The sequence below is a fragment of the Gordonia sp. Swx-4 genome, from assembly GCF_030316175.1.
GTDB classification, from domain to species: Bacteria; Actinomycetota; Actinomycetes; order Mycobacteriales; family Mycobacteriaceae; genus Gordonia; species Gordonia alkanivorans.
In genome coordinates this window covers 70,029-87,065 of the sequence record NZ_CP128197.1, presented here as the reverse complement: position 1 = coordinate 87,065, position 17,037 = coordinate 70,029, and the positions used below count along the sequence as shown (strand labels likewise).

The 17,037-nt window shown below is 64.4% G+C and carries 17 protein-coding genes and 6 pseudogenes; 10 read left to right on the top strand and 13 right to left on the bottom strand.

From position 1 onward, the window contains the following. Positions 1-401 precede the first annotated feature (401 nt). A pseudogene (locus tag PWF70_RS00430) lies at positions 402-726 on the top strand (arsenate reductase/protein-tyrosine-phosphatase family protein); the annotation flags it as partial. A gap of 64 nt (positions 727-790) precedes the next feature. Then, positions 791-1,115, top strand: a pseudogene (locus tag PWF70_RS00425) (low molecular weight phosphatase family protein). Between the two features lie 8 nt (positions 1,116-1,123). Here PWF70_RS00425 and PWF70_RS00420 read toward each other — a convergent pair. Beyond that, entirely contained in the window at positions 1,124-1,789 is a 666-nt protein-coding gene (locus PWF70_RS00420) for a TetR/AcrR family transcriptional regulator (RefSeq protein ID WP_035755443.1), read from the bottom strand. A gap of 121 nt (positions 1,790-1,910) precedes the next feature. Here PWF70_RS00420 and PWF70_RS00415 point away from each other — a divergent pair, with 121 nt between their 5' ends. From PWF70_RS00415 to PWF70_RS00405, 3 genes are all read left to right on the top strand, one after another. Then, a complete protein-coding gene (locus PWF70_RS00415) occupies positions 1,911-3,482 on the top strand; it encodes an MFS transporter (protein WP_006357313.1) in 1,572 nt (523 codons plus the stop codon). 25 nt (positions 3,483-3,507) lie between these two features. Further along, positions 3,508-4,029 carry a PaaI family thioesterase gene (locus PWF70_RS00410; protein ID WP_006357312.1) on the top strand — a complete coding sequence of 174 codons (522 nt, stop codon included), beginning with the start codon at positions 3,508-3,510 and terminating at the stop codon, positions 4,027-4,029. A gap of 143 nt (positions 4,030-4,172) precedes the next feature. Continuing rightward, a complete protein-coding gene (locus tag PWF70_RS00405; protein WP_230461871.1) occupies positions 4,173-5,597 on the top strand; it encodes an adenylate/guanylate cyclase domain-containing protein in 1,425 nt (474 codons plus the stop codon). A gap of 452 nt (positions 5,598-6,049) precedes the next feature. Here the strand turns inward: PWF70_RS00405 and PWF70_RS24180 are convergent. After that, positions 6,050-6,136: pseudogene (locus PWF70_RS24180) on the bottom strand (hypothetical protein); the annotation flags it as partial. 15 nt (positions 6,137-6,151) lie between these two features. On the opposite strand from PWF70_RS24180, the pseudogene PWF70_RS24175 reads away from it, so the two are divergent. Further along, positions 6,152-6,232, top strand: a pseudogene (locus tag PWF70_RS24175) (hypothetical protein); the annotation flags it as partial. 26 nt (positions 6,233-6,258) lie between these two features. Here PWF70_RS24175 and PWF70_RS00400 read toward each other — a convergent pair. From PWF70_RS00400 to PWF70_RS00355, 10 genes and pseudogenes are all read right to left on the bottom strand, one after another. After that, positions 6,259-7,397 (bottom strand): IS3 family transposase gene (locus PWF70_RS00400; protein WP_085950464.1). Its coding sequence is split into 2 segments (ribosomal slippage): positions 6,259-7,127 and positions 7,127-7,397, totalling 1,140 coding nucleotides; the frame shifts between segments, so codons are not numbered across the junction. 198 nt (positions 7,398-7,595) lie between these two features. Continuing rightward, a complete protein-coding gene (locus tag PWF70_RS00395; protein WP_006357308.1) occupies positions 7,596-8,723 on the bottom strand; it encodes a site-specific integrase in 1,128 nt (375 codons plus the stop codon). A gap of 698 nt (positions 8,724-9,421) precedes the next feature. Then, a complete protein-coding gene (locus tag PWF70_RS00390; RefSeq protein WP_006357307.1) occupies positions 9,422-9,748 on the bottom strand; it encodes a helix-turn-helix domain-containing protein in 327 nt (108 codons plus the stop codon). Then, positions 9,745-10,791, bottom strand: coding sequence for a tyrosine-type recombinase/integrase (locus PWF70_RS00385; protein ID WP_006357306.1), 1,047 nt, complete (start codon positions 10,789-10,791; stop codon positions 9,745-9,747). Before PWF70_RS00385 ends, PWF70_RS00390 begins: the two co-directional genes overlap by 4 nt. A gap of 147 nt (positions 10,792-10,938) precedes the next feature. Next, a pseudogene (gene nrdH / locus PWF70_RS00380) lies at positions 10,939-11,239 on the bottom strand (glutaredoxin-like protein NrdH). Positions 11,240-11,370: 131 nt separating this feature from the next. Continuing rightward, positions 11,371-11,568 (bottom strand): hypothetical protein, encoded by a 198-nt coding sequence (locus PWF70_RS00375; RefSeq protein ID WP_006357305.1) that lies wholly within the window; start codon positions 11,566-11,568, stop codon positions 11,371-11,373. Between the two features lie 195 nt (positions 11,569-11,763). Further along, positions 11,764-12,138: pseudogene (locus tag PWF70_RS00370) on the bottom strand (integrase core domain-containing protein); the annotation flags it as partial. A 274-nt stretch (positions 12,139-12,412) separates the two neighbouring features. Then, complete coding sequence (locus PWF70_RS00365) at positions 12,413-12,868, bottom strand: transposase (protein ID WP_286352803.1); 456 nt, start codon at positions 12,866-12,868, stop codon at positions 12,413-12,415. Then, positions 12,750-13,517 carry an IS110 family transposase gene (locus PWF70_RS00360; RefSeq protein ID WP_286352802.1) on the bottom strand — a complete coding sequence of 256 codons (768 nt, stop codon included), beginning with the start codon at positions 13,515-13,517 and terminating at the stop codon, positions 12,750-12,752. The genes PWF70_RS00365 and PWF70_RS00360 overlap by 119 nt, the downstream gene beginning before the upstream one ends. A gap of 138 nt (positions 13,518-13,655) precedes the next feature. Next, positions 13,656-13,961, bottom strand: coding sequence for a transposase (locus PWF70_RS00355; RefSeq protein WP_286352801.1), 306 nt, complete (start codon positions 13,959-13,961; stop codon positions 13,656-13,658). 59 nt (positions 13,962-14,020) lie between these two features. Between PWF70_RS00355 and PWF70_RS00350 the strand changes: the two genes are divergently transcribed. Beyond that, on the top strand, positions 14,021-14,356 hold the full coding sequence (locus tag PWF70_RS00350) for a Mu transposase domain-containing protein (RefSeq protein WP_040004363.1): 336 nt from the start codon (positions 14,021-14,023) through the stop codon (positions 14,354-14,356). A gap of 6 nt (positions 14,357-14,362) precedes the next feature. Then, entirely contained in the window at positions 14,363-15,106 is a 744-nt protein-coding gene (gene istB / locus PWF70_RS00345) for an IS21-like element helper ATPase IstB (RefSeq protein WP_155224889.1), read from the top strand. A 62-nt stretch (positions 15,107-15,168) separates the two neighbouring features. On the opposite strand, the gene PWF70_RS00340 is transcribed toward istB, so the two are convergent. After that, positions 15,169-15,585 (bottom strand): hypothetical protein, encoded by a 417-nt coding sequence (locus tag PWF70_RS00340; protein ID WP_035756068.1) that lies wholly within the window; start codon positions 15,583-15,585, stop codon positions 15,169-15,171. Between the two features lie 265 nt (positions 15,586-15,850). Between PWF70_RS00340 and PWF70_RS00335 the strand changes: the two genes are divergently transcribed. Continuing rightward, entirely contained in the window at positions 15,851-16,570 is a 720-nt protein-coding gene (locus tag PWF70_RS00335) for a Csf3-related protein (protein ID WP_286352800.1), read from the top strand. A gap of 49 nt (positions 16,571-16,619) precedes the next feature. Beyond that, positions 16,620-16,985: a DUF302 domain-containing protein gene (locus tag PWF70_RS00330; RefSeq protein WP_006358895.1), complete on the top strand. Its 366-nt coding sequence runs from the start codon at positions 16,620-16,622 to the stop codon at positions 16,983-16,985. The last annotated feature ends 52 nt before the right edge of the window (positions 16,986-17,037 follow it).

Sequence of the window (17,037 nt, the reverse complement as noted above, 5' to 3'; positions counted from 1 at the left end):
TGCGTCTCGGCTTCTTTCCCGGTCACGCGGCCGTAGAGGCTGGTGGACGGTCAATATTTGAACCAGCATTATTCGACAAACACTCTCAGTCGCCATTCCCAGTAGCTCAAGTACAGCTCGAAATGCGTTGTATTGCAATCCTTTTCACCAGTCAGGTCTTACCGCCTCGCGTGATTGAGTCAAGGTTAATCTAGGGCTTCACGTCCGCAGTATTTTGCGTAAGGAGCTATGAAACCGAGTGGCCCAATCATTCGCAGCCGAACACTGTCGTTATCAAGTGATTTGGCGAACAATGCCACGTGCGTCGAAACGGGTTCGACCACGGGGCTAGCAAGAACGCCCGGGGTCCGGAGGGTGCGCACCCGGAGTGCGGGCGCGGGTGCCTTACGGCGACATCACTTCTCCGTACCCATAACGGCCACCGCCGTGTGCACGTGCGCTCGGCGGGGTCGGCACCGGTCAATGCCATCAACCCGATGGTCATCGAAGCGATGAGGGAGATCGGCCTGGATCTGGGCGCCGAATACCCGAAACCGCTGACCGATGATGTGTTGGCCGCCGCCGATGTGGTGGTCTCGATTGGCTGCGGCGATCCCTGCGCGATCTATCCCGGCAAGCGATACCTCCGACCGGACCCTCGACGATCCGCAGGCTCAAACTCTCGAGACGGTCCGCGCCATCCGCGACGGCCTGGACACCAGGGTCCAACGTTGTTGCGCGAGTTGACCACTCCCGTTCCTGCCTGATTTTCATCTGCTTCCTGTCCCTCCTGACGGAGGGATCTCAATTCATGTCCATCACCCCCAGCGAGTTGTTCGTCTGCGTGTACAACGCCGGACGCTCGCAGATGGCCGAGGTGGGCATCGACATCACGGCGCAGACACCGAAAATCCTCACCACCGATGCCGTGCAAGCCTCAAACGTGTGATCACCATGGGCTGCGGTGACAGCTGCCCCATCTTCCCCGAGCGAGAGCTACCAGGACTGGGTCCTTGACGATCCGGCCGGGCCAGGGCGTGGAAGCGTTTCGCCCGATCCGCGACGAGATTAAGACCCGCGTCGAGGCGCTGATCGCCGAATTGACGTCCCAGCCCGCCGCCTCGGGCGGGTGCTGAATCAGAGATCAGTCCGGGGTCACGGTCAGCGCGCGTTGCGCGGAGCGTGCAGCGAGGAAGTCGTCGACGAGTTGCTGGCGTTCAGCCGGGCCGATCGGCGGGAGTGCGGTGAGTCGGGTGAAGACGATGGGTCCGACGAGTTGGGTCAGGGCGAGATTGGTGTCGAAGCGACCGAGCTCCTGCTGGGCTCCGGGGCTGTCCAGGATCCGGTCGAACGGTTCGCGGTATTGGTTGAGCACCCGTGCGCGAAGCGAACTGACCGGGTTCCGGTCTTCTTCGGGATGCGGTGTCGCCCCGGCCGTGCCGGGTTGGGCGGACCCGAGGGCCAGCCACCCGAGCATCGTCAGTTGGGCGGGGGCTTCCTCGATGAGCTTGGCCTGACGGTCCAGCAGTTCGATCAACTGTTCACGGATCGTTCCGGACGCCGGCTGCGCGGTGACCGGGGGCAGCAGACGCTCGAACGCCGCGGCCAGGAGCTGGGTGCTGTCGGTGAAGTGCCGGTAGAGGGTAGTCCGCGCGACCTTGGACGCCCTGGTGACCGCGTCGATCGTGACGGCCTCGATACCGCCGGTCGAGAGCAGGGACGTCGCCGCGTCGAGCAGTCGTGCGCGTGAGCGTGCCTTCCGGGGATCCACGAGCCGGTCCTCGTCGTCGTCGGTGTTCTGGTTGATCATCTCTTCGCTCACCTCGTAATTGTGCCCTCGGATCAGTCGCAGGCACTATCCCCGCACCCCACATTGTGATACTCATAGTAGTGGAACGCTACCAGCTGTAGCGTTAAGTGGAGGTGGCTGCATGACCGCCGATGGTCGAGTGCTGCTGTCGCGGGCTCAGAAGTGGACGTTGGTGGTCTCGTGCCTGTCGGTGGCCCTGGTGGTCGCCTCAATGGCGGCCCTGTACACCGCGCTTCCGAACATTGCGGTGGCCACCGGGGCGACGCAAACCCAGCTCACCTGGGTGGTCGACGGGTACACGCTGGTGTTGGCGTGTCTGGTGTTGCCCGCCGGGGCCCTGGGTGACCGCTACGGCCGGCGGGCGGTGCTGATCGTGGGGTTGGCGCTGTTTTCGCTGGCCTCGGCGGTGCCACTGTTGGTATCGACACCGTGGTGGTTGATCGCGGCGCGGGCAGCGGCCGGGGTGGGGGCGGCGTTCATGATGCCGTCCACGCTGTCGATCCTGACTGCGGGATTCCCCGAGCAGCAGCGGGGGCGTGCGGTCGGGATCTGGGCTGGGGTCGCCGGGTCCGGGGGCCTGCTGGGGATTCTCGGGTCGGGGCTGCTGCTCGACTACTGGTCGTGGCAGTCGATCTTCGTCGGCCTGACCGCGGTGGGGGTGTTTCTGCTGTTGTGTGCCTTCACCATTCCCGAATCCCGCCAGGAAAATCCGCCGCTGATGGATGTGATCGGATCGGTCGCGGTGGTGTTCGCGGTCGGACTAGTGGTGCTCGCTATCATCGAAGCCCCAGTACGCGGCTGGTCGGATCCCGTGGTGGTCGCCGGGTTCGGGCTGGGGGTGGTGGCCGCAGTGGTGTTCGTGGCGTGGGAGTTGCGGGCGGATCATCCGCTGCTCGATGTGCGGTTCTTCGCCCGTCGGGGCTTCGGCAGCGGATCATTCTCCATCACCATCCAGTTCCTGGTGACGTTCGGTGTCTTCCTGGTCCTCGTCCAATACCTGCAGTTGATCTTTGGATACAGCCCGTTGGGTTCAGCGCTGGCCTTGGCGCCGATGATGGTGCCGTTGGTGCTCTTGTCGGCGGTCGCACCGTGGATGACGACCCGGCTGGGGTTGCGGTTGATGACGGTGACCGGGCTGCTCGCCATCGCCGCGGGGTTCTACTTCATCAGCCGGCTCGATTTGGACTCCACCTACGTCGACGTGATGTGGCCGACGCTGATCATGAGCGCGGGTCTGGGCCTGACCGCGGCGCCGGCGACGGCGGCTATTGTCGCGGACACCGCGGTCGACAAGCACGGGGTCGCCGCGGCGGTCAACGACGCCACCCGCGAGATCGGCGCGGCGATCGGCATCGCGGTCGCCGGCAGTGTCCTGGCCGCCGGGTACAGCCACAACATCGCCCCGGCGATCGCGCGGCTCCCACCGGAGGCGCGGGGCCCGGTCGCCGACTCACTCGCCGGTGCCCTCGAGGTCGCCGATCGGGCGGGACCGGCCGGCCAGCAACTCGCCGACTTCGCCAAGTCCGCGTTCCTGCACGGCGTCGAGCAGTCCGCGATCGTCCTCGCACTCATCGCGGCGGCGGGTGCCGCGATTCTGCTGGTCTGGGCACCCGGCCGCGCTTCCCCGGACGCAGGCGCATCGAGGAGCCCGGCTGAACCGGCCCAGCGCAGTCGATCCCGCGCCCGCCGCTAGCCAGCACCGTCGAGAAGGAACGCCCATGACCCAGCTACCGCTGCCGCCGCACTCGCCGACCTGCATGGGGTGCGGGCCAGACAATCCCGCCGGCCTGCAACTGGTGGTGTTCCGCTCCGGCGACGAGGTCTACACCGATGTGACGTTCGACGAACGTCACATCGGTGCGCCCGGCCTCGCGCACGGCGGGGCAGTGGCCGCCGCCTGCGACGACCTGTTCGGCTTCGGCCTCTGGATCGCCCGCACCCCGGCAGTGACCCGGAGCCTCACCGTCGACTACCTCGCCCCCGTCCCGCTGCACCGGCCCCTGCGCATCAGCGCCCACGTCCGGGAGATCGACGGCCGCAAACTGCACCTTAAGGCGACCGCCACCGCCGACGACGGCACCGCATTGTTCACCGCCCAGGCGGTGTTCATCGCCGTGTCGATCGAGCACTTCGCCCAACATGGCCCCCCCGGCGCCGTCCAAGACCTACTCGACCGCCTCACCTCCGCGCTCGACCACGACGGGCCGGACAGACCGTCACCGCACCCGCCGGACCGCTGACACGACCGAAAGAAGATGCATCGGTAATGCGGCACACCAGTGCCCGTCCTCACCCCGGCCGGCCACACCCACCAGAAGCCCACAATGCGGCCCGGCCAGTTCCGGTGCTGTTACGCACGAAGTGGGGTCTACCACTGCTGACCGTGGGCTCGAGCGTGGGCGGGGCCGTCGTCGTCGCGCTGCTGATCGTTCTGGGCGGCGCACCGCACCGATACGGCGCCCAGCTCGGAACGCTTCTGCAGATCCTGGCGGTCTACGTGGTCGTGGCTCTGCTCGCCGCAGTTCGAGGCGTCCTCGCCCTGCGTCGACGCAGCCTCGGGTGGCTGGACACCTCCTCTGCGCCGACACCCGACCACGCCCGCCACACCCTGCGATTGCCCACCGAGTCCACCGTCCTCATCGGATCTCTGTGGGCCGGGGGCATCCTCGCGATGTCCGGCTCGGCCTTCGCGCTCCTGCCCGTCTGGGAGGCCCTCGGCGGAACCCTACTCATGACATTGGGCGGACTTGCCACCGTCGGATACAACTACCTCTTCGTCGAACGTGCACTCCGTCCAGTGATGGCCACGATCCTGGCCGTCGACACCCCACACGCGCCACCACGAACGTCAGTCATCTCCCGGCTGATCCTGACCTGGGCGCTGACCTCCGCGCTGCCATTGGCCGCGGCCATCGCGCTCCTGCACTATCCAGATGCGGCACCGCCCGACCGCATCCACGCCGCGACCTACCTCGCCGCCCTCGGACTCGTATCCGGAGCCCTCGCGGAAACACTGCTGGCCCGCGCCGTCGCACAACCGATCCACCAGATGCGCGGTGCACTCCGCCGCATCGGGCAAGGCCGGCTCGACGTGCGTGTGCCCGTCGACGACAGCAGCGAAATCGGGGTACTGCAATCCACCGTGAACGACATGGTCCGCGGACTCCAGGAGCAGGACCGATTGCGCGACCTGTTCGGACGGCACGTCGGAAGAGACGTCGCGCAACGCGCACTCGACCGAGGAGCCGACCTGACCGGCGAAATCCGGGAGATAACAGCACTCTTCGTCGACGTAACCAACTCGACGGCACTCGCCCACCAGATCTCACCGCAAGAATTCGTCGACAAGCTCAACCGCCTCCTCGCAGAAGTGATCGCGGCAACCGAGAGCCACCACGGGCTGGTCAACAAATTCGAGGGAGACGCCGCGCTCTGCATCTTCGGGGCGCCCGTCGCCCGAGCCGATGCCGCTGACTCCGCACTCCACGCCGCACGGCAGATCCGCGACCGCGTCCTGGCTCACGGGGAACTCGACATCGGGATCGGACTCGCCACCGGCCCCGTCTTCGCCGGAAACCTCGGCACCGACCAGCGCCTGGAATACACCGTCATAGGCGACGCGGTAAATGAAGCATCACGCCTCACCGAACTCGCCAAACACACGCCGGGACGGATCCTCGCCAGCGACGCCGTCATCAGAGCCGCCAGCGAACCCGAACGCGAATACTGGACACCACACGGCGACTGCTCCCTCAGAGGACGAACCCTGCCGACACAAACCTGGGAAAGCATCCCACCAGGGAACTGACCGCAATCCCCCGCAACCTGCATCGAGACCGACAGCGCATGGAATTCTTGGTCGGGAAGTCGAAGCAAACCCTGGCGCCGGGTTTGCCATCACCACGGTCGCCAACCACAGCGCGACGCCTTCAACACCCGAACCTACGACGGTTCGATTTCCCCGGTATATGACTATGACGATGGAGACGATCAAGCCGGATTGAGCCCCACTGAGCACAGGGACCAACTCGAGCCGTCAGGTGGGCCACATCAAGGTTGCCTGGCATGTTTCGACCCGAGCGTCGTGGCATGAATGTGCACTACCGCGCCCACACTGACGTTCTGCAAGCGTTGCAGCACGTTCTTGACCCGTCCTGCTGCCGCTGAGCCGTGCCCATCGGGAGCAGTCCCGCGAGTTCCCGATAGCTGTGTTTAGTGCTCGGGGGAGTATCAGATTAACGGTGTAAGTGGCGTTTTCGGTTAGTTGTCCTCGCTGGCCGGCATGCGGTCGGCGAAGGTGATGGCGAATGCGTTGAGTGCTGGTTTCCACCGCATTGTCTGTCCATCGTTTCTGTCCGGTGCCGGTCGCTGGACCCGAAGGGTACCGGTCAGACGAAGTGGGCCGTACGCTGGAAGCCAGCGCTCAACGCCCTGGCCATCTGAGGGGGACCCATTCGATGGTCCAGTCGCTATGCGGCTTGAGGTTGGTGGGTCGTGGTCCACTGTAGGGCGAACTCGGCGGGGGTGAGTCCGTGGTGGGCCGAATGGGGTCGGTTGGCGTTGTAGTCGATCCTCCAGTCTTCGATGATGACCCGGGCTTCGCGCAGGGAGTCAAAGCGCCAGGAGTTGAGCAGCTCGTCGCGCAGGCGGCCGTTGAACGATTCGATCCAGGCGTTCTGCCACGGGGAGCCGGGGTCGATGAATAGTGATCCGGTGCCGTTGAATCGGCACCAGTCGTTGACGGCGTGAGCGACGAATTCCGGTCCGTTGTCGAACCGCACGTAGCACGGTGGACCATGTATCAGGGCCAGGCGGTCGAGAACGTCAACCACGCCATCGGCGTTGATGACGCGGTCGACGTGGATCACCAGGGCTTCGCGGGTGAACTCGTCGATCACGTTGAGCATTTTGATGGTTCGGCCGTCGGCGGTGGTGTCGAATTGGAAGTCCATCGCCCAGATCACGTTCGGCCGGATTGGGCACATCGCCCCAACCGCGGTCCCGATTCCGGTGAGCCGTTTCTTCCTGCGGCGCTGGGGAACTCGCAGCCCCTCCTCACGCCACAGGCGGCGGATGCGTTTGTTGTTGACCGTGAAGCCCGCTTTGCGCGCGGCGATCGCGGCGCGTCGCCAGCCCCAGCGGGGCCGGTCGGTGGAAAACCCACGTAGCCAGGACCGCAGCTCGGCTTCCTCCGCGGTGATCGGCGCTGGGTGCAGTCGCATCGTGGAGCGGTGGATGCCCACCACAGCACATGCTCGCCGCTCAGATACCCCGAACCGCTCACGCAGCATCGTCACGGCGCTGCGCTTGCGGTTCGGGGTCAGAAGTTTCCCGACGAAATCTCCTTGAGCATGTCGATATCGAGGGCCTGGTTGGCGACCAACTTCTTGAGCCGAGCGTTCTCAGCTTCGAGTTCTTTGAGGCGTTTGACGTCATTGGCCTTCATGCCCCCGTACTGGGCCACCCAGCGATGCCAGGTCGACTCTGTGACCTCCAGATGCCGGCACACCTCAGCCAACTCCTGCCCGGTCCCGAGGAGCTTGTTGCCCTCGGCCAGCTTGCGGATGATCTGATCCGGCGTATGCCGCCGGCGCTTGCTACCTGCCATGTCGTCGTCGATTCTTCCTGCCCAAACACTCGGGCAACAGAGTCGCACAACAACTGGACCACTACGAAGGGCCCACCTCACATCACGTTCGCCGATCGGATGCCCGCAGCCGAAGAACGCTGACCCGCCGAGCAATCGGAAACCGCCGCTTACACCGAATATCGGACAGACCCCGACAGTCCCACCGAATTACTTTGGTTACTCACGGCTGTGGAGGTAGGCGGTGTAGTCGCGTTGGGCGAGTTTGGCCCAGCCGGTAGTCGTTGCGGTGCTCAGTCCGAGTTGCGTCGCCAGAACCGCCGCGGGCAGGTCGGTGCCCAAAGCGAGGAGCGCGTGGTTTCGGCTGATTCGGCTGGGAACTCCAGCGGCGGTGAGCTTTCGACTCAGGGTGGTCGGGTGTAGCGGATGGTGTGCTCGGCTGCCGGGCAACAGGTAGTGTCCGCGGCCGTCTCTGGTGTACGCGTTCGGATTGTTGGTTGCTTGCCTCGCTAGTACGTCGATGAGATCGGCGAGGCGGTCGGGTAGTTCGATGGGATGGCGCGCCAGGGTGATGTAGCGGCGGGTCTTTCGGCGCTTCAGCGACGAGGTGGTCAAGTTTTGCAGTTGCGACAGTCGGGCGCCGTAGAGAAGAACTAACAGTCCGGCGACGCGGGTAGGCAGATCTGCCGGGGTGTCGCCCGAGAGTAGTGCTGCGATCGTTCGGTGGTGGTCGTGTTCGTCGCCGGTCTGCGACGGTGGCGGGTAGGTGTAGCGGGTGATTGATAGGTTCTGGGCCAGTCCGCGTTGAGTGAGCCAGCCGATGAAGCCGGCGATGTTGTTGGTGCGACGGCGTTGCCCGTCGGTCCAGGCGTCGAGCTTCGATTGAGTGAGATCGCTGATCGTCCATTCGTTCTCATCGAGATGGTCGAGCAGGGTGATTGCCGTGCGGATGCGGTTTCGGGCTGCGTCGGCGGCGGCGTGGGTGAATCGTCGCCGGCGGGATCTGCGGCGGGCACGTCGCAAGATGGCCCAATGCCCGTACGGTCCAATCAGGGCGCTCTGATGTGCTGGCAGAGCGGCGGCGGTTTCGGTGATCCAGGTCCCGAGTCGTTCTATCGGTTCGTCGCGCGCGGGCAGTAGTTCTGCATCGATGAGCACCTCGCGCAGGTGGTGCCGTCCCCACGAGGGTGGGCACTGATCGAGTGCGCTGTGGCTCAGTGGTTCGTCGATCAAGGCCAGACTGCCGAGCAGTGCCGAGGTGGTGGGTTTGCTCAGCCACCGCAGCGTCGATTGCGGTTGTCCTCGGTCCGCTAGATAGTCAGGTAGTGGCTCGAGGCCTGCAGGCACGGATGATCCGTGCGGACCGGTCAGCAGTTCACGTGTGAGCCGGATGATCGAACATCGGTGACAGGTCTGGGCGAAGTGGTGCGGTCCCCCTTTGCCACAGACCCTGCACTCGTAGCCAACCTTCGATCCGGCGCACGGGCCACATATTGGATCCGCCGCAGAGTTTTTCCCGATGAGTGCGCGATCGGTACTGCACTGCGCACATCGCCTCGGGTGGTTCACGGCCGCGCGGTAGCACCGCTGGCAGACCGGGCCCAGCGGCCAATGGGTATGGACTGGATGCGACTGCATGCAGATCCCGCACACCTTCTCCGGCGTGCTCGCGCACCGATGGCATAGATCGGTGGTGCCCGCGTGGGCCCGAATCGCGATCGGCGCGTCGGTGCCGCACTGCCCGCACCGCCGTTGAGGCGCGTTGTAGCAGCGCTGACACAGCTCACCTACATCGCTGGTGGCCTTGATGTGGTCGATGCGTCCGCATCCGGCACAACGCCGTTTGGGCCGTGCGCAATGCACACACAACGGCTCTCCCGTGGCGGTCCTCGTGGACGGTACCTTCTGCTTGCCGCAGCTACCGCACATCTCATGGCGGCGGGCGTTGTAGCAGCGGCGGCACAGCCCGCCTTCGGGTGTGCGTTTGACACGGACCATGATCCGCCCACAGTCAGAGCACGGGTGATGGGGCGGTGCGGCGGCGTTCATGATTCTGTGCGGGGTCGCCGGATCGTGGTGCGGCGCGCCGCAATAGGGGTGGCACCCGCGTCGCGACCCGCGGCCTTCTTCGCTGAAGTGTCAACGATGCGGGGCTCGATCAGATCGTTGGGGGTGCATTCGAGGATGTCGCACAGTGCGACCAGGGTGTGCATGCTCAGTCGTTGGGGCTGGCCGGTCACCAGCCGGTACACCTGTTCGCGTGACAAGGTGATCCCGCGGTCGCTCAGATGCGGTTGAAGGTCGGTCGTGGAGAACATGCCCTGCTCAGCCATTTTGGTGCGCAGGTGCCACAGGTAGTCGATCTGTTTCATGACGTCGTCCCGTGGTCGAAGTGGCGGCCGTAGCGGGCGTGGATCGATTGCATCAGCAGGCCGTTGCGATATTCGTTGCTGACCCCGACGTACACCGCAGTGGTTGAGGAAAACGCATGCCCTACCTGCTCTTGAATGAACCGTTCGGGGTAGTCGAACTCGACGAGATGGGTGACATAGGAGTGGCGTAGCGAATGCAGGTCCAGCTTCGGGTCCAGGCCGGCGGCATCGCGGGCAGTAGTGAATGCGGCATTGATGGCACGCACACCCAGGCGGCTACCACGTTCGGTTAGAAACAGGGCCGGGTGCTCGTTGTGGTCGAACTCGCTGCGGATCTCGGTGAGGTAGTGGTCGAGAATCTCGACGATCCAGCTCATTTCCGGGACTGTGAGCACGGTGCGCCGTTTTGGTGGTCCACCGCGAGAAGCCTTGCCGGACCGCACGGTCACCGCACCGAACCGCCCGAAGGCGGGGAACTTCGAGTTTCGGCGCAGATCAACAACATCGGACCGCGAGACCTCTCTGCGCCGCATGCCGTACGCGTAGCAGTACTTCAGCGCGACCGCGTCCCGCAGCGCCGGTAGCGCACCCTTGCGGCGGAGGGCCCTGATCTGGCTGACTCGCCCGTCAGCAGCGTCAAACAGCGCCTGGGTCTCGTCATACGTCAACGGCCGTCGGCCCTCATCACCCTCATAATCGGCGACGTGAATGACAGAGTTGTCTTCATGAAAAACCTGCAACGGCGGCTGGCCAAACCGGCTGGCGCACTCGGAGATCCACCCGTACCGGGGGTCGAGCAGATACGAGCAAAACAGACCGATCTCGACCTGGTAGCCACGCACCGTGGAAAACCGCAGAGGATTAGATCCCGAACGCAGGTCACTAACCCAGGCCTCGCCCTCTTCTGGGGTCCATTGCCACGGATACAACCCCGTGAACTCGGCAAACCGTTGGACCAACCGAACCCGTGGCCCGATCGTCGACTCACGCAAGAACCGTGCCCGTTGCTGCTGAGCCCATCCCTGCACCATTGCCTCGAACATAGACCGTTCAGGATCAAGCTCTACAACATTTGATGCCAGCGACTTTCGCGCACCGGCCGCATCTTCACCCGTCACACCACTGTTGTATCAGATGCAACATTGATGCACACAGACCCAATGGTCCTACCAGGACATTTGCGCGCGCATTCAGGAGCATCCGACGGTGAAGCCTGCTGGAAGAGCCAATTCCGTCACCCGGCCAATGATGCATTGGATGAACAATAAATCCCGTTCGCCGAGTGTCTTGATGCGGTCGAGGCCGAATCCTGACCAGTCGCCATCGCCGGCCACCACCACCGGAGCTTGCAGGTAGCCCAAGGGCCATCACGTAGTCACGCGCTGCGTCGTCGGCGCTGATGTCGATCACCCGATAGGTCAGGCCCTCCTTGTCAAGGGCTCTGTAGGCGGCGTAGCACTGCACGCACGCGGGCTTGGTGTAGACGGTGATCGTTTGTAGGTGCCGGGGGTGCTGGGTGTTGCGGTCATAGCGGTGGGCTTCCGCTGTGTCGAACAACGGTTGCGGCTCAGGGAGTTTCGGTTCCTGACGAGCCGCAACCGAAGTGCTGGGATTCGGCGTGGTCAGATCGGGAAGGCGTGGTCGGTGGCGGCTTCAGCCGTGACGTCACAGGGGTGTCGATCACCAATTGAGCGCACCACCCGGGTGTTGGCGGAATTGGCCAGCCAACGATCGAACTGGGCGGTGAAGTCGGCTGGCGAGGCGAAATGGCGGCCCGGCAGAAACGAGGTCTCGGAGAACCGGTTGTTGCGTTCGACCATGCCCCTGCATTCGGGATCGCACACAGATCCCATTGCGAGCACCCTCCGGGCTGATAGACCACCCGGTCAGCGGGATCCACCCCACGGAACTCCAGGCGAATCACCCGCACCCGATCCTTGAGGACCGTCAACGACCTCGACCACCCAATCCCCTGCGCGATCACCTGAATCGCCCCGGGTTTGCTGGAGGCTCGGTTAGTTGGTTCCAGCGTTTGCGGGGACCGGGTTCTCACGGTAGCTGGTGACGGTGTGGGTCGACCAGTAGGCGCTCTCGTACTCGACGGGTGGGACGTGTCCGATCTCGCCGTGCAGGCGGCGGTGGTTGAACCATTCGACGTACTCAGCGACGGCGATCTCGACCTCGCCCACACCTGCCCAGCCGCCTCGCGGGCGCATCACGGGGTTACGGATGCATTCGGCTTTGAACAGCGAGTTGAACGCCTCAGCCATCGCGTTGTCGTATGAATCCCCTTTGGAGCCAACAGATGTCACCGCTTCGGCTTCGGCCAGTCGTTCGGTGTAGCGGATGGCTCGGTATTGCACTCCGCGGTCGGAGTGGTGGATCAGCCCGGCCACGTCGTGGCCGGCACGCGACCGTGCCCAGGGATAGCGAGACTCAAGACACGCAAGACCACGCGCAGCGAGGGAGCTGAAACACCCCGGCCGGCTGACCGGGTCAACCGTCAGTTCACCGCGGCGGCACCGAACGCGTTGTGGGTGGCGGACCTGACCTACATCCCGCGCAATGCCGCACAGATCGGATCGACTCCGTGTTCATCGCGGTGAGCCGCGACGAACTCCACGATCAGCGCTGTGGGCGGTCGATCTCCGCGATGCTTCTATGTCAAGCCGCCACCGCGAACGGTCCTTTTGCGGTATTCCCGAGTTCGGATTCATCGGCACGCAGGACCTGGAACACGCGATCGGAGATACGGCGACGAAGCAGTCGTAGCGCCTCGCGTCGGGTCTTGCCCGCAGCCTGCAGTTTGGCCACATAGGCTTTGCCGAGGCCGCCGCGTGCGACCTGTGTGATGGCGATGGCGTGCAAGGCGGCGTTGACTGTACGGTTGCCACCGCGATTGAGACGCACCCGCTCCTGCGCCGACCACACCGGGATCGGGGCCGTACCGTTGAACTTTGCGTAGGCGTCTTTGGAGTGGAAGCGGTGCGCTCCGGCAGTCTCACCGATGATGACCGCCGCGGAAAGAACCCCACAGCCTGGAATTGCGAGCAACGACGGAGCCAGAACCCGGACGCGGTCGCGGATCTGGCGTTCGAGGTCGTTGATCTGGCGGGTCATCTGCCGGCATCGGCTGAGGAGTTCTCCAGCGATCTGGGCAACCACGCCGGTGAAATGCGTAAGCCGGTCGGCGAGGCTCGTCCATCACACGGTAATGCCGGATCCCTCGGAGAGGGACGTGAAGTTCGGGGTCGAGCTCGTGCAGGTGCCAGCGTAGCCTGCTGATGAGTTTTGTTCTCTCGCAGACCAAATCGTGCCGGTGATCGCTGAGCAGTTTGACTTCCCGGGCGGGGCCGTCCAAACGTGCGATCGGCAGGTTCGGCTCGCGCAGTGCAGCCATCGCGACGGCGTGTGCGTCGATCGGATCGGACTTGCCCGGCTCGCGGGCGCTGCGTCGGTGTAAAGCCATTAGTTGGGTCTTGACCCGGACCACAGCATGCCCGCGATTGAGCAGATCGGCCTCCAATCGGCGGGTGACGTGGCGGCAGTCTTCGAGCGCGAACTGGAGCTGAGGCCATTGTGTGGCCCACTCGATGGCGGACAAGTGCCCGTCGGTAGTGGCCTTTGCGGTCAGCTCTGCGAGCTTGCGTCCGACCTCGTCGACTGCGACAAAGGTATGAGTGGACTTGTGGGCGTCGACTCCGATAACGATCAACTGAGGACTCCGATCGATGGGGTGAACGAGGTACCGGCAGTCGTCGTTGGGCACGCCTCAATCGGGCACCAGCGGCACGCTTCTATCAAGCCACGCGGACGACCGTCCGGGACCCGGCAGGACCGCACATCGGGATAAGCCACCAACAGAAGCTGGGGCAGCAAAGAAACGAGCGAATCCCGCCGGGCCTACTCAGGATGGCATTGACGCAAAGAAAGCCGAAGCCTGCTTCAAGATCGTGTTCGCTCGCCGCAGTTCACGGTTCTCCCGCTCCAACGCCGCGATGCGGTCAGCGTCCTCACTCGTGGTGCCCGGGCGGACCGCGCCGTCGATCTCGGCCTGACGAACCCAATTGCGCAACGCCTCGGGATGGACTCCGAGCTGATCGGCGATCCGCTTGATCGCACCTCTCGACGAATCGGGATCTCGTCGCGCTTCACATGCCATCCGGGTGGCCCGGTCCTTGAGTTCCTCACTGTACTTGCGTGGTGCTGCCATGCTCTCCATCCTTCACAGGTTCGAGAGCCTCCGACAGACCCGGGGCGGTTCACCCCTCAGTGATCGGCCGGTTTGTCGACATCACCGCCGATCTACACCGGGTGCGGATCGCGTGCGGCGAGGTCACCGTCGCCGACCATGACCGCAGCTGGGCCAACCACGTCACCATCGCCGACGCACAGCACGTGCGGGCGGCTAAAGAATTGCGCCGCGACTACCGCAACCAACAGCTGCAGAACCGGGCCCGCAATGCCGCGCGCGTACGCACCCACCCCGACGGCCACGAGGTGCCCATCAGAGCGCTACCCGACTACGACGACCTGTTCGGGGTGCACTTCGCCACCCCGCCACCAGGCGGACTCACACCCACCGCATCCACTATCACTGAAGGATGAAACACCATGTCTGACAATTCGATCGGCAAACATATCGAGTTCGCCGCACGGGCGTTGAAGATGCCCACCATCCGCCGCTGCTGGGCCGAGCTGGCTGAGCGGGCACGCGCCGAGAACTGGACCCACGAGCAATACCTTTCCGCGATCCTCGATCGTCAAGTCAGTGAACGCGAAGCCAACGGCACCGCTCTACGGATCAGTGGCGCCCGGTTCCCGGCGATCAAAACCCTTGAGGACTTCACCTTCGACCACGTCCCCGGCCTGCGTCGTGACGTGATCGCCCACCTGGCCACCAGCACCTGGATCGCCAAGAGCGACAACGTCATCCTGCTCGGACCACCAGGAGTAGGCAAAACCCATCTCGCCATCGCGCTCGGCATCAAAGCTGCCCACAACGCCTACCCGGTACTCTTTGACACCGCCACCGGATGGGCCACCCGCCTCACCGAAGCACACGCCACCGGTCGCCTAGCCCACGAACTCAAACGGCTCCGCCGCTACCGACTGCTCATCATCGACGAAATCGGCTACCTGCCGTTCGACTCAGACACCGCGAACCTGTTCTTCCAACTCATCGCCAGCCGCTACGAACAAGGTTCGGTGCTGATCACCTCGAACATGCCCTTCGGTCGCTGGGGCGAAGTCTTCGCCGACGACGTTGTGGCCGCCGCGCTCATCGACCGACTCGTCCACCACGCCGAGGTCATCACCATCGACGGCGACTCCTACCGCACCAAAACCCGACGATAACTCGTCAACACCGACCAGTAACCACACCACAAGGGGGTCAAAATTCAACCGTCGATAAAGGGTCAGTTTTCAGCCGCCGTTGACAATGGCGCATCGAGACCGCGAAGCGATGGGTGCACGCACAGGTTTCGGTCTTCGCGGATGCGTTCCAGCGCACGTTTATCCACGCTGTCGATCAGTTCTAGGAGTTGAGCGCTATCGAGTAGCTTGTTCTCGATCCTCTGCATTGCGCTGGTGCCCTGGGGGGTTAGGCCGTGGTCCTGAGCCTTTTCAATTTCCTCTCGAAGGTCGATGGCGTCTCTGTCGCCGTCGTCTGCCAGGGACCCGATCTTGGCGATGAGATCGGTGGTCACGGCTGTCCACGTGATGGTGATGCTCGCGCGTACGGCGCCGCTGTTGTAGCACTGCCACGCCTCGGTGGCGAGTGTTCTGGTTTCTGGGTTCCATACCTCTTGGATCTGGGTATCGACCGCAATCACTCTCGTAACCCCTCGCAAAGAGACATATCCAGTATGCTGTGGGGAGTCTATCTGGGCGCTGATTTGGGCCTGTAGGTCGACGATGAGGCCGGTCAGCTCGTGCTGTGCTCGACTGACCCGGCGGGCGTTGGCATTCTGGGCGGGTGTGGACTTGGATTCGTATTGACCGCAACGCCCTCGGGGCGGGGTTGCACTTCGCCAACCGTCTGCCCGCTCGCTGTGTGCAGCACCTCAGCACGTGACCGCCAGGGGTCAGAGCGTGAAGATGCCGCTGAGAGTAACTGCCGAACTGCCGCACGGGGTGTGCTTCGGCACCCCGTGGGGCATCAGCCTCGACGGGCTGCTGGCCTCGGTGCTCTGGCACCGCCACAAAGCCGCGGCCGCCGCCCGCGGCGAGGTCCTCACCTACGACCCCCTCGCGGTGCCCGAAGACCTGGAGCTACCGCTGGCGCGCTGCGAGGCCGGGCAGCCGTGGCACTGGATGTGCACCTTCGCCCACACCGTCCCCACCACTCCATATCCCGAACCACGTATGCGGTCCAGCCGTACGGATCACGCTGATCTGCAACGCCTCTCACCCTCGGTACCCTCCACGGTCTCAGACGCCCGCGGGCACTACCGCAAACGCCTGATCCCCGCCGCCGCGACGATCACTGCGACCGCGACGTGGCGCGCGGTCGGCGACCCCGGGAAGATCGCCGAGCTGCTCGCCGAGGTCACCGATATCGGCAAGTACCGCACCAGCGGCGAAGGCCGCGTCACCGCCTGGACCATCGAACCGGCACCCGGCGACGACGTCTGGTCCGCTGGCCACGAACACCACCCCGGCGTCCTGGGCCGCAGCACCCCGGCACCGTGCGTCGCTGACCGCCCGGACATCGTCCACGGTGGGCGTTCCCGGATCGCGGTCCGGGCGCCGTACGCCCACCCCAGCCGCCACGCGGACGCGGCCTATCTGCCCGCACCCGACGAGGCGCAGCGGTGACCCGCGTGCGGGGCGGCCGAGCCACGACGCGCACTGCGGTGATCGCGGCGTGCGCGGTCCTCGCCGCCGGCGTGGCCGGCTGTGGGTCGGATCGATCCTCACCGAGATCAACGTCAAAGACACCCTGAGAACAAAGCTCGATGTGGACATGGAAAATTACCTGATCCTGGAGGCTTGTAATCCACCTTTGGCCCATCGCGCTCTGGGAGTCAATCGGCAGATCGGTCTGCTGTTGCCCTGCAATGTCGTGGTCCGCACCGACGCCACCAATCGATCAAACTCGATCGTCGAAGCGATGAATCCCGACCTGATGGTCGAGGTCTCCGGGGAAGCCGAACTTGCACCGGTGGCCACCGACGCGTCAGCCAAACTCTCGGCCGCTATCGCGGCATTGGAAGCCATAGCCTCCACGTGAGTAAACACGTCCAACAGTCCGCGACCGCAACGAGTACCGATGAGCGCAGGGA